The sequence below is a fragment of the Streptomyces sp. NPDC006365 genome (assembly GCF_042870755.1).
GTDB classification, from domain to species: Bacteria; Actinomycetota; Actinomycetes; order Streptomycetales; family Streptomycetaceae; genus Streptomyces; species Streptomyces xiangluensis.
On the sequence record NZ_JBIAHS010000003.1, the window covers coordinates 359,072 to 371,519 of the forward strand.

Annotated in this window: 10 protein-coding genes; 7 read left to right on the forward strand and 3 right to left on the reverse strand. The window is 70.4% G+C overall.

What is annotated here, in order from left to right:
* Position 1: 1 nt before the first annotated feature.
* Positions 2-1,300, reverse strand: coding sequence for a TerD family protein (locus tag ACFYO0_RS10870; protein ID WP_388673421.1), 1,299 nt, complete (start codon positions 1,298-1,300; stop codon positions 2-4).
* 299 nt (positions 1,301-1,599) lie between these two features.
* Between ACFYO0_RS10870 and ACFYO0_RS10875 the strand changes: the two genes are divergently transcribed.
* The 4 genes from ACFYO0_RS10875 (at position 1,600) to ACFYO0_RS10890 (ending at position 6,349) form a co-directional block, all read left to right on the forward strand.
* Positions 1,600-2,067 (forward strand): DUF6643 family protein, encoded by a 468-nt coding sequence (locus ACFYO0_RS10875; protein WP_388673423.1) that lies wholly within the window; start codon positions 1,600-1,602, stop codon positions 2,065-2,067.
* Between the two features lie 65 nt (positions 2,068-2,132).
* Complete coding sequence (locus tag ACFYO0_RS10880; RefSeq protein ID WP_388673425.1) at positions 2,133-2,957, forward strand: MOSC domain-containing protein; 825 nt, start codon at positions 2,133-2,135, stop codon at positions 2,955-2,957.
* Positions 2,958-3,117: 160 nt separating this feature from the next.
* Positions 3,118-3,723, forward strand: coding sequence for a hypothetical protein (locus ACFYO0_RS10885; protein WP_388673426.1), 606 nt, complete (start codon positions 3,118-3,120; stop codon positions 3,721-3,723).
* Between the two features lie 181 nt (positions 3,724-3,904).
* Complete coding sequence (locus ACFYO0_RS10890; protein ID WP_388673427.1) at positions 3,905-6,349, forward strand: right-handed parallel beta-helix repeat-containing protein; 2,445 nt, start codon at positions 3,905-3,907, stop codon at positions 6,347-6,349.
* Here ACFYO0_RS10890 and ACFYO0_RS10895 read toward each other — a convergent pair.
* Entirely contained in the window at positions 6,319-8,760 is a 2,442-nt protein-coding gene (locus ACFYO0_RS10895) for a hypothetical protein (RefSeq protein ID WP_388674232.1), read from the reverse strand. The genes ACFYO0_RS10890 and ACFYO0_RS10895 overlap by 31 nt on opposite strands.
* A gap of 308 nt (positions 8,761-9,068) precedes the next feature.
* Between ACFYO0_RS10895 and ACFYO0_RS10900 the strand changes: the two genes are divergently transcribed.
* Together ACFYO0_RS10900 and ACFYO0_RS10905 are read left to right on the forward strand one after the other, a co-directional pair.
* Complete coding sequence (locus tag ACFYO0_RS10900) at positions 9,069-9,899, forward strand: DeoR/GlpR family DNA-binding transcription regulator (protein ID WP_388673428.1); 831 nt, start codon at positions 9,069-9,071, stop codon at positions 9,897-9,899.
* Between the two features lie 97 nt (positions 9,900-9,996).
* Positions 9,997-10,476 carry an SRPBCC family protein gene (locus tag ACFYO0_RS10905; RefSeq protein WP_388673430.1) on the forward strand — a complete coding sequence of 160 codons (480 nt, stop codon included), beginning with the start codon at positions 9,997-9,999 and terminating at the stop codon, positions 10,474-10,476.
* Positions 10,477-10,506: 30 nt separating this feature from the next.
* On the opposite strand, the gene ACFYO0_RS10910 is transcribed toward ACFYO0_RS10905, so the two are convergent.
* Entirely contained in the window at positions 10,507-11,604 is a 1,098-nt protein-coding gene (locus ACFYO0_RS10910; RefSeq protein WP_388674234.1) for a PLP-dependent cysteine synthase family protein, read from the reverse strand.
* Positions 11,605-11,964: 360 nt separating this feature from the next.
* On the opposite strand from ACFYO0_RS10910, the gene ACFYO0_RS10915 reads away from it, so the two are divergent.
* Positions 11,965-12,288 carry a hypothetical protein gene (locus ACFYO0_RS10915; RefSeq protein WP_388673432.1) on the forward strand — a complete coding sequence of 108 codons (324 nt, stop codon included), beginning with the start codon at positions 11,965-11,967 and terminating at the stop codon, positions 12,286-12,288.
* The last annotated feature ends 160 nt before the right edge of the window (positions 12,289-12,448 follow it).

The following is a 12,448-nucleotide window of genomic DNA, read 5'->3' on the forward strand; positions in this document are numbered from 1 at the left end:
GTCACTTCCTGCCGGGGGTCCAGTTCATGCCCCACCCGTAGGTGTAGTCGACGGTGCGCTGTGGGCTCACACCGCGCTCGGGAACCAGGAATCGGGCCTCGCGCTGGACGACGAGATCGCTGCCGGTGTTGGTGATGAGCGCCAGCGCGCACACCGTCGAGGGAACGGTGCACTCGCCGAGCGAGAAGTCGACGGGCGCGCCGTGCAGCGGCTGGAGGGTCACCGTGGCGTCCAGGTCGGCGAAGGATCGGGCTCCTTCGTAGATGGTGACGAAGATGAGGATGCGGCGGAAGTACTGCTGGTGGTCGAGGTTGATGCTCATGTTCTCGCCACTCGCCGAGGCTCCGGTGCGGTCGTCGCCGTCGAGATGGATGAACGGAGGCTGGTGCAGCGCTCCGAACGCGTTGCCCAGTGCCTGGACGACGCCCTTGCTTCCGTCGGAGAGCTCGTACAAGGCGCACAGGTCGAGGTCGAGGTCGGAGTGCATGGCGACGGCTTGGCCCAGCTTGCTTCGCCACCCCGAGAACTGCTTGCGCACCTGCCAGTTGAGGTTCACGCGCATGGCACCGGAGGTGCCGCCCTGCTTGGTGAGCGAGACCGACGGGGTTTCCTTGGTGAGCGTGACCTTGGTCAGGCGTACCGGCGCGGCGGGCTGGGCGGGCGGCGCAGCCGGTGGTGCCGCCGGCGGCGCGGCCGTGACCGGTGGGGCGACGGGCGCGGGCGGCGGTGGCGTCACAGGCGCAGGCGACGGTGTCGTGGATGAGGGCGGCGCCGCCTGCTGCGGTTCGTCCACCGTGATCCCGAAGTCCGTGGCCAGGCCCTCCAGTCCGCTGCTGTAGCCCTGGCCGACGGCGCGGAACTTCCAGGCGCCCTGCCGGCGGTAGAACTCCCCGAGCACGAAGGCCGTCTCGGAAGTCGCGCCCTCGCTGTCGAAGCGCGCGACCTCCGTGCCCTGTTGGACGTCGAGGACCCGGATGTACAGGCCGGGCACCTGCCCGAAGGCGCCCCCGTCCGTGGAGGCGACGACCACCACCGTCTCAATCGCGGGCTCCACGCGCGCGAGGTCGACGATCAGTGTGTCGGTCACCTGACCGCCGGCATCCTTCTTGCCCTCGCGCCGCACCGCGCCGGACGCGTGCGTCGGCTGGTTGAAGAAGACGAAGTCGTCGTCGGACCGGACCTTTCCGGAGACCAGCAACAGCGCCGAGGCATCCGCGTCGGGGACGCCGGGGCCCGAACTCCACCCCAATTCGACGCGAAGTCCGGCTGTCGGCACCGGAACATTCGAACCTTTAGGCATTGACATGTCCGCCCCCATCGGGTGTCTCCGCGCCGGACCGCGCTTCAGTTCAGTACATGAAGTCGTTCTTCGCCAACCTATTCCAGCGAACGGCGATCGCCCATGACCCGGTTCGCGGGAAGGTCACCCGACTCACCGGTAACCCTTCCGGAACTCGGCCTTTACACGATCTCAACTTCAACCGGCGTCCCTTTTTTACAAGTTCGCTCACATTAGGGATGGCGCGTCACTGCCGACACGAAAAACAACCCTCTTATCGGTCTCCCCAACCAGCACATCGTGGGCTTAACTTATGTGCCATGACCTCCCCCCGCTCCACCTATGGCGGCGGTTACTACTCCGCCTCCTTCCCGGACACTCCGATCTACGACTCGCTCGTCGCTGAGCGGGGTACCCCGCAGATCGCGCCGATCCGGGTCCCCTCGGCGTACGACACGGGCAGCCACCTGCCCGCGCTCCCGTCAGCGCTGCCCGCCCTGCCGGCCGCACCGTCGCCGCAGGCGCCGTCGTACGGCTACCCGCAGGCTCAGCAGCCCCAGCCGCTGCAGCAGGCAGCCGCGCCGTACATCCCGCAACAGCAGACAGCCGGTCCGCGTGGCTACCCGGGCTCTCATACCCAGCAGCCGCAGCGTCCGGTACAGCCGCAGCGTCCAGTAGCGGGCGGTACGGGCTACGAGGCGATGCGCCCCGCGACTCCCCGTCCGGCTCCGGCGCCGTATCAGGACCCGTACAACGGGCAGCAGCAGCAATACCGCGGCGGATACTGAGGTCAAGCTCCAATCGGCCGGCTCCCTCGGAGGAGGTTGTCAGTGCCGGCTGGCAGGATGACCTCATGTCGATCTCGGTGCTGCGCTCGATCCACGTCTATCCGCTCAAGGCGGCCAGGGGCCATGCCGCGCGCCAGGCCGTCGTGGAGCCCTGGGGCCTGGCGGGCGACCGGCGTTGGGTTCTGATCGACGAGACGGGCAAGGTCATCACCCAGCGCTCACATCCGCGCATTGCGCTTGCCGCCGCCGAGCCACAGCCCGGCGGCGGTCTTCTGCTGTCCGGGCCCGGCTGTGAACCGCTGGCCGTTGCAGTGCCCGAGCCGATCGGCACGACGACGGTCGAGATGCCGCGCGACAAGGTGGAGGGGGTTCCCGCCGACGCCGCGGCGCACGCCTGGTTCAGCGAGTATCTCGGCGTCAACGTGCGTCTTATGCATCTCGACGACCCGGCCACCCGTCGCCCCCTCGATCCGGAGTACGCGCGTCCGGGCGAGACCGTCAGCTTCGCCGACGCCTATCCCCTGCTGCTCACCACCGTCGCCTCCCTCGACGCCCTCAACTCCCTGATCGCGCGCGGCGACCGGCCCGGCGAGGGCCCGCTCCCCATGAACCGCTTCCGGCCGAACGTGGTCGTCGACGGCACCGAAGCCTGGGCCGAGGACGCCTGGCCGAGGATCGCCATCGGCGAGGCCGCCTTCCGGATAGCCAAGCCGTGCGGGCGCTGTGTCGTGACCACTACCGACCAGGACACCGCCGAGCGCGGCGGGGAACCGCTGCGCACACTCGGCCGCCACCGCCGCTTCGGCGGCAAGCTGGTCTTCGGGCAGAACCTGGTGCCGGAGTCCCTCGGCACCGTGCGGGTCGGGGACCCGGTCAGAATCCTCAAATAGGTCCTCGCGTGGGGAACCACGGCGCCGGGCACGCCCGTTGGGGTCTTGTGAGAAGTTCATGAAAGGCCGGTATGTGGGGTGATTTCGCTCTCTCTTCCCCGGCCCCGTGCGTGGACGGCTCCGCCGACGGGTTATCACGGATGGGGAAGGGGGTGCGACATTGCGGGCCATCAGAGGACTCTGGCGCTGGCGGCGCAATCCGCTGCGGCGTACGACCGATCTCGTCGAGGCCTGGCTGGCACTTGCGGCGCTGCTGCTCATCCTGGTCGCCGCCCCCGTGGCCGGCGCATGGGTCGGCTCACTCGCACAGGACACCCTGCAGGAGTCCGTACGGCAGCAGCGGCTGGACCGCCACCTGGTGGAGGCGACCGTCGTCAAGAAGGCGGACAGCCGCCCGTTCGACCCGGACCCCGAGACGTCCTCGGCACGCGACTCGCACAACCGTGTGCTCGCCGACTGGAGGGGCCCGGACGGCTCCGAGCAGCACGGCACGGTGATGGCCGCCCTCAAGTCCCCGCAGCCGGGCGACCGTTTCAAGCTGTGGACCGACGAGCAGGGCCGGATAATCGGCCGCCCCCTGGACACCGCCACCGCGACGACTCACGCCGTGCTCGCCGGATTCGGCGCGGCAGCGATCTGCGCCGGACTCGTCGAGGGCTCCCGGCGATTGGTCGTGTGGCGCATGGTGCGGCGTCGGTACGCCCGCCTGGACCGGGCGTGGTCGCAGGCCGGACCGGACTGGGGCAGGACCGGCACGGGAAGCTGACAGCCTCCCGCTCCGGTCAACTCCCCCTGCCCGCGCACGCTACGGTGGACCGGCCGAACTGTTCGGCACCGTCGTGAGAGGCTGTTTCCGAACCCCCGTGAGCTGACCGGTCGGGGGCGAGGGGGAGCGACGAGGAGCCTCTCAGGACCCGCGTACGACGAGGTGGGGGCACAACAGCGCCATGGCACAGGGCACGGTCCAGGTGACGCACACCGGCACGTCTCGGTGGCGACGCCGCACGGGTGAGTACGCATCGCTCGCCGCCGCCCTGGAGGCCGCGGGCGACGGTGATGTGCTCACCGTCGCGCCCGGTACGTACCGGGAGAACCTCGTCGTCCAGCGGACGGTGACCCTGCGTGGCCCGGAGGGCTCCCCCGGTTCCGTACGGATCGCACCCGTCGACGGTGTGCCGCTCACGGTGCGCGCGTCCGCCGTCGTCCAGGACCTGCTCGTGGAGGGCCAGGACGCGGCGGCGCCCGCGCTGCTCGTCGAGGAGGGCGCTCCGGAGCTCATGGACATCCGGATCGTCACGCGTTCCGCAGCGGGGATCGAGGTGCGCGGCGGTGCGCGTCCGACCGTGCGGCGCTGCACGGTCGACAATCCGGCAGGTGTCGGCATCGCCGTACTGGACGGCGGGGGCGGGGTGTTCGAGGACTGCGAGGTCGTGGCGGCCGGCCAGTCGGGCATCGCCGTGCGCGACGCCGCCCATCCGCGACTGGAACGCTGCCGGGTGCACCACGCCTCGGGGGCGGGCCTGTCGGTGACCGGTGAAGCTTCCGCGCTGGAGGCCGTCGGCTGCGAGGTGTACGAGGTCAGGGGCAGCGGCGTCCAGGTCACGGCGCGGGCGACGGCGCATCTCACCGACTGCGTCGTCCACCGGACCACGGCGGACGGTGTCACGCTCGACACGGACGCCGTTCTGACGCTCGCCGACTGCCGGATCCACGACATCCCGGAGAACGCGGTCGATCTTCGCTCCCGCTCGGTCCTCACGATGACCCGTTCCACGGTGCGGCAGTTCGGGCGCAATGGGCTGTCGGTGTGGGATCCGGGCACGCGCGTGGACGCCAACCAGTGCGAGATCCATGACAGTACGGGCGACTACCCCGCGGTCTGGGTCAGCGACGGCGCGACCGTGGTACTCGACTCGTGCCGGGTGCACGACGTGCCGGACGCCCTCTTCGTGCTCGACCGCGGCTCGCGTGCCGATGTCGTCGACAGCGATCTGTGGCAGGTGCGCAACACCGCGGTGTCGGTGAGCGACGGCGCCACCGCGCAGCTCGACGACTGCCGGATCCGGGACGCCGCGACGGGCGCCTGGTTCCGGGATCACGGCAGCGGTGGCACCCTGTCCGGCTGCACCATCGACAGTGCGCAGACGGGTGTGATCGTGACCAAGGGCGCCGACCCCACCGTCGAGCGGTGCACGGTCGACTCGCCCGCGGAGGCCGGTTTCTATGTGTCGGCCGGGGGCCGCGGCAGCTTCCACGGCTGCAGGGTCACGGGCAGCGGGGGCTACGGCTTCCATGTGATCGACGGCTGCCGTACGACGCTCAGGAAATGCCGTACGGAGCGTTGCGCGCGCGGGGGTTACGAGTTCGCGGACGCGGGCGGCGACCAGGCGTCCGGCAGCGGGCCCATCGTCGAGGACTGCACAAGCGACGAGAGCGCCGGGGTGCGGCCTCCGGCAGCTCAGACGGCCGTGGAGACGACGAGCCACTCCACCGGCCTGCTGGGCGCCATCCCGGGGCAGCGCACGACCGAGCAGGAGCCGTTCGTCACGGCTCAGCCGCCCGGGCAGCCGGAGCGGCCCGCACGCTCGTCGAAGGCCGTGCTCGGTGAACTCGACGCGCTGGTGGGCCTCGACAGCGTCAAGCGCGAGGTGCGTGCCCTCACCGACATGATCGAGGTGGGCCGCCGCCGCCAGCAGGCGGGCCTCAAGGCGGCCTCCGTACGGCGCCATCTGGTATTCACGGGCTCCCCCGGCACCGGAAAGACGACCGTCGCCCGGCTGTACGGCGAGATCCTGGCCTCGCTCGGCGTCCTGGAGAAGGGCCATCTCGTCGAGGTGTCCCGGGTCGATCTGGTCGGCGAGCACATCGGCTCCACGGCCATCCGTACGCAGGAGGCCTTCGACAAGGCGCGCGGAGGCGTGCTGTTCATCGACGAGGCGTACGCGCTGTCGCCGGAGGACTCGGGACGCGACTTCGGGCGCGAGGCCATCGACACGCTCGTGAAGTTGATGGAGGACCACCGGGAGGCGGTGGTCGTCATCGTCGCTGGATACACGGCCGAGATGGAGCGCTTCCTTCGCGTCAACCCCGGGGTGGCGTCCCGCTTCTCACGGACCATCACTTTCAGCGACTACGTTCCCGAGGAGCTGCTGCGGATCGTGGAGCAGCAGGCCGAGGAGCACGAGTACCGGCTGGCGCCGGGCGCGGGTGAGGCGCTGCTGAAGTACTTCACGGCCATCCCGAAGGGGCCCGCGTTCGGCAACGGCCGCACCGCGCGGCAGACGTTCGAGGCGATGGTGGAGCGGCACGCGGGCCGGGTCGCCCAGTTCACCGAGCCGAGCACGGACGACCTCACCCTGCTCTACGCCGAGGACTTGCCCGAGTTGCCCTGAGGCTTGCCGTCCGCGCCCGGACCGGGCCGAGAATCGCCACCGGGCGGCGTGCCCGGATCACACTCATGAGGTCCAAGGGCCCCGCCTTCCGGGCGCGGTCCCGGCACATCCGGCCTGAGCCGGGTGAGCAGCCGCTGCCGCTCCTCGGCGAACGCAGGGTCCGCCTGGTAGTCGGAGTGCCCGAGGATCGGCGCGGGCAGTGGGTGTTCGGCGGTCCGGCCGTAGGCGAGAGGGTCCTTGAGAGGCTCGCGGTCGACCTTCGGGCCGCAGTCGCCGGGCAGCCTGACGGGGCCGCCGATGGGGTCGGTGGCCCGGTGGAGATTGCGCCAGCAGTCGACCTCGCGGTGCAGGCCGCTGAGCGCGTCGGGACCGAAGTGGGCCGGGAACCAGCGCCCGTAGAGCCGCTCCAGGGGTGAGCCGTAGGTCAGCAGCGCGACTCGCTTGCGGACCGACGGGGTGAGCTGCCAGGCCGCTGCGGCGGCGAGGACGCTGCCCTGGGAGTGCCCGGAAATGACCAGACGTCCGCCTGTCGTGCGCGTCCAGGTGGCCATGCGCCAGGTCAGGTCGGGCACGGCGCGCTCGGCGTAGCAAGGGGGTGCGAAGGGATGTGCCGCGCGCGGCCAGAACGTACCGACGTCCCACAGGATGCCGATGGTCCGCCGGGCCGAGGGGTCCTTGTAGGCACGGCGGCCCCAGGTGACGAACAGTATGAAGCCGACGCCGATCAGCCAGGAGCCGAGCGCCTGCGCGGTCTCGGCCGCGCCCTCCACAAAGGCGTACGTCCCTTGCGCGGCCTCGCCCGGCACCTCGTCGGCCGTCATGGCGCCCGCCAGGGCCACGATGCCCAGCAGGAGCGTCACGGTGGAGGTGATGCCGATGATGCGGGGAGCCCGGTCGGTGAGCGAGGCCATCGCGCGCGTGCGCGCGATGCGTCGGGTGCGCTCGGTGTCCTTGGGTTCCGAGGGATAGTCCTGATCCACCTCGCTCATCGCGGTGCGGCGCAGTTGCACCGTGCGCCGGGCCAGCCAGGCGAAGAGCGCCAGGAGGACGACGAGGAGGGGCGGGATGACGGACGCCTGCCAGGTCAGGAACACCGGCGGGCCCTTGATCGAGCCTCCGGTGCCGTCGAGCCAGTCGGCGACGCGCTGGGCCACGCCGCCGGAGAACACGCCGCCGAGCGCGCAGGCCAGCATGGCGACGGAGGGCCCGGCCAGTCCGCGCATCGCGGTGCGGGGGCCGGGGTGGGAGCGGTAGAGGAGGTGGGCGACCACGCCGATCGCGATCACGAGAAGGCCCTGGACGAGGACGATGCCGCCGAAGGTCGCGTCACCCGGCAGCCGATGGACCGACCGCCACTCCGGACGCGACCAGCCCGCGTACACGATGGTGAGGGTGAGCAGGATCAGCGAGCCGATGGGCAGCCAGCGCACCAGGGCCTCGTCGAGTTGCCGGTCGAGTCGCCTCTCGCTGCGGCCCCTGCGGCAGACGACCCACACCACAACGACCGTGCCCACGACGAGTGTTGCGTTCAGGAGCCAGCCCAGCGCCTCCAGGACGACCGGCCCGCCGTCCCCACGGTCGTGGCGGGCGGCGGAGGTGCCGACGCCGGCGGTGACCGTCACCAGCCCTGCGGCGGTGTGGGCGGCGCGCAGCCGGGCCACCAGGCGGCGCCCGTACCAAAAGCCGGGGCGGCCCAGGCCCAGACGGCCGGTGTCTTCGTCCAGGTCGGCCCCGTCGGTCATCGGCTGCTGGGACTCGTACGCGCTCCAGGTGCGGTGGGAGAGGTACCACAGGAGACCGGTGAGAGCGGCCGGCACCACGGCGGCGAGGGCGAGGCGGCGGCCGGGCTGGCTCCACCAGCCGGCACCGGACTCGTCCGGTGCCAGAAAGCCCAGCCAGGAGTGATCCGCGGCGCACGCGCGCGTGCCCGCGCACTGCCAGGCCGCGAGGTCGAGGGCCACCTCGCAGGCGGCGGCGACCAGCAGCACCGTGAGAGTGAGACTCACCAGCCGGACGAGCAGGCCGTAGAGGCGTACCTTCCTCGTCCGGTTGTCGCTCACCGTGGGTCGCATCCAGTGGGCGAGATTGATCACCATGAACGGAAGGAGCAGCAGCCACAGAGCGCGGGCGCCGTTCCCGGAGGTGAGGTTGCACCATACGTACGCCTCGGGCACCGGCTTGCCGCGGTAGTCGTCGGGCCGCTTCTCCGCATCGGCGTCGTCGACGCGGCGGAAGACGGCGGCCGTCTCGTCGCCGGTGATCCGCACGGTACGCGGATCGTTCAGCATCTCCTCGGGCGTGGTGCCGCCCACGCCGTGGACCAGAAGTTCAAGTGCGGTGTCGGCCGTTTCGGGCCGCCGCTCGGGGCTGGTCGCCTGCCCCGCCGAGGCACGCTCCTGTGAACGCTCCACTGTCTTCGCTTCCCCCGTGATGCCTGGTGGCATGTGTCATGTGCAGGTACAAGAATCCCGGCTGCGGGCCAGGTGCGCACCCCTGGGCACGGAATCTCCCCGATCCGTGTGACTGTGACGGACCCGCGTTGCCCGCGTGACGTGTGCGCGTGGGCACACGCAGTGGCGCGAGGGGAGGTCACCCGTGCGAGTATGGGACGCCCTTGGGACCTCCGGCGGGGAGAATGTCCTCGTCGAAGGGGGTCGGACGAGTCGGAGGGGGTTCGAGGCAGTGTCGGGCAGAACGAGTCGAAGGGACCGGAGCGGACGTGAGTGAGAATCAGAACCTCCTCGCGGAGCAGCGCCGCGCTCTGATCCTCGACGAGGTCCGGCGGCGCGGCGGCGTCCGCGTCAACGAGCTCACCAGGAAGCTCGGCGTCTCCGACATGACCGTCCGCCGCGATCTGGATGCGCTGTCCCGACAGGGCATGGTGGAGAAGGTGCACGGCGGCGCGGTCCCGGTGGTCGAGGCGAGCACTCATGAGCCGGGCTTCGAGGCCAAGTCGGGACTGGAGCTGACCGCCAAGGAGGACATCGCGCGGGCCGCGGCGAGCCTGGTCGCGCCGGGCACGGCGATCGCCCTGTCGGGCGGTACGACGACGTACGCGCTCGCGCATCAGCTCCTCGATGTGCCGGACCTGACGGTGGTGACCAACTCGGTGCGGGTGGCCGATGTCTTCCATGCGGCGCAGCGCACCTCCGGACAGCGGCAGGGTGCGGCCACGGTCGTACTGACGGGTGGTGTGCGTACGCCTTCGGACTCGCTCGTGGGACCGGTCGCCGACCAGGCGATCGGGGCACTGCACTTCGATGTGCTGTTCCTCGGTGTGCACGGCATCTCGGTCGAGGCGGGCCTGTCGACGCCGAACCTGGCGGAGGCCGAGACGAACCGGCGGCTCGTGCAGTCCGCGCGGCGTGTCGTCGTGGTCGCGGACCACACCAAGTGGGGCACGGTGGGGCTGAGTTCGTTCGCCGCTCTGGAACAGGTCGACACGCTGGTCACGGACGGCGGGCTGCCCGCCGAGGCACGCGCTGAGGTCTCCGAGCATCTGCGGCGCCTGGTGGTGGCGGGCGAGCGCGAGGAAGATACAGACATCTGACGGACCGCCAGTTATCGTGACCGTGCGCCCGTGTTTCACCGCTTCACCTCGGGTCTGACACGGTCCGGATTCCGTTCCCGCGAGGGGGTATTCGCACGTGACTCGCCAACTGCGCCCGGTGGGGCTCGACTTCGTCCGTTCCGCTCCTGTGCGCCTGGTGTTCGCGAGAGTGGTGAGCGCGTCTCCGGAGGCGGTCTTCCGTGCGCTGGCCGAGGACGTGGCCGGCTGGCCGGAATGGTTCTCGGCGGTGACGCTGGCCCGGCCGACCGAGGGCGGCGCGGGGCGGCAGATCCGGCTCAAGGGCGGTACGCGCTTCCAGGAGACGGTGATCGCGTCCGAGACCGCCGAGGTGTACACGTATCGCGTGGACGAGACGAACGCCCCCGGGGTCCGTGCCCTCGTCGAGGAGTGGCGGCTGACCCCGCACGGCACGGGTACGCGGGTGCAGTGGACCTGGGCCGCCGACGGGACCGCGGCGTTCCGCTTCACTGTGAAGCTGGGGCGGCCGGGGCTGGGGCGCGCGTTCCGGGACGCGGTGACGAGGCTGGACCGGCGGCTCGCCTCAGCACGGGCATGAGCCGTACGCGTGCGTGCACCCCGATCACGCCTAGTCCGGCCACACCCCCGTAGCCAGCAATGACTCGATCGCCTTCGCGTACGGCGCGATGTCCAGCCCCTGTGCGGCCAGCCACTCGTCCGAGTAGTACTTGTCCAGGTAGCGGTCCCCGGGGTCGCACAGCAGCGTGACGACGCTTCCCGTGCGGCGCATGGCCACCATTTCGGCGACGATCTTCAGCGCGCTCCACAGCCCGGTGCCGGTCGAGCCGCCCGCCTTGCGGCCGATGGACTGTTCCAGTGCGCGTACGGCGGCCACGCTCGCCGCGTCCGGCACCTTCATCATCCGGTCGACGGCGCCCGGTACGAAGCTCGGCTCCATGCGTGGCCGGCCGATGCCCTCGATGCGTGAACCGCAGTCGGTGGTGACGTCCGCGTTGCCCGTCGTCCAGCCCTCGAAGAAGCAGGAATTCTCCGGGTCGGCCACGCAGATACGGGTGTCGTGCTGCATGTAGTGCACATAGCGGGCGATGGTCGCCGACGTGCCACCGGTGCCGGCCGTGGCGACGATCCAAGCGGGCTCGGGATAGCGCTCCAACTTCAGCTGACGGTAGATCGATTCGGCGATGTTGTTGTTGCCGCGCCAGTCCGTGGCCCGTTCCGCGTAGGTGAACTGGTCCATGTAGTGGCCGCCGGTCTCGGCCGCGAGGGCGGCGGACTCCTCGTACATCTTGCGCGGGTCGTCCACGAAGTGGCACTGCCCGCCGTGGAATTCGATCAGTCGGCACTTCTCGGCGCTGGTCGTGCGGGGCATGACCGCAATGAAAGGCACCCCGATCAGCTTCGCGAAGTACGCCTCGGAGACGGCCGTGGAGCCGCTGGACGCCTCAATGACGGGTCGGCCGCGCCGGATCCAGCCGTTGCACAGGCCATACAGGAACAGCGAGCGGGCGAGGCGGTGCTTGAGGCTGCCCGTGATGTGGGTGGACTCGTCCTTGAGGTACAGGTCGATACCCCAGGCCTCGGGCAGCGGGAAGCGCAGCAGGTGGGTGTCGGCGGAGCGGTTGGCGTCGGCCTGGACCTTGCGTACGGCTTCCTTGAGCCAGTGCCGGTACTCCGTGTCGCTGTGGTCGACATCGAGGGTGGCCATCGGCTCGTGGGTGCGGGCCTGCTCTGGGGTTGTCACGGCCGGGCTCCTTAGGGATGGGCCGACACCGGTTCGGCGGGTCGGGCGTCTCGATCATAGACAGCTTCCGCACGCTTCTCACCTGCATAAACGTACCTTTGAGCACCTCAAAGGAACCACTGGCACACAGCGGCGGGGGGCGCATCCGCCCGAGTGCGCCGAACCGTGCGCCTGACACCCGCGCGCGCACTGGTGCTCGACGCGAGGGACGTGCAGACTGCACCGCAGGGGACGGCGAACCCGACACGAGACGGCGATCCCGGGCGCGACGCACACTGGATCAGGACCGGAGCACAGTCGTAGCGCACAAGGGGGCGGGGCATCATGGCGGAGCCGGAGTTCACGGCCACCGGCGTACGGATCGGAAAGAGGCTGCGTTCGCTCACCCGGGCCGGACAGGTCCGGATCAGCGACGGCAGGCTGGAGTTGCTCACCAGTTACGGCAGCGAGATCGACAGCGCACCCGTGCGGGCGGTCCGCGCGTCGAAGCCGTGGTTCGCTCATGAGGACCGCGCATTGGCGGAGGTCAACGGCACCCGCTACACACTCACCCTGGGCGAACACGACCCCGCTCCGGGGGAGCCCGGACCGCCTGCCGCCCGCCGGTTCATCGAGGCGGTACGCAAGGCGGCGGGGCGCGGTCACTGAGAGTGCCACGAGTTGCAGGACCCCATCCCCTGAGTCACGCTGATCCCACGTCACTCTGGGTTCACCGGTGATAACGCTGTGAAGCAGCGTGCGCCGGTCACGAACAGCAGGCGGTCGTTGTACTCAGGCACCCTGCTGGATCCGTACTCGTCTTCTTCCG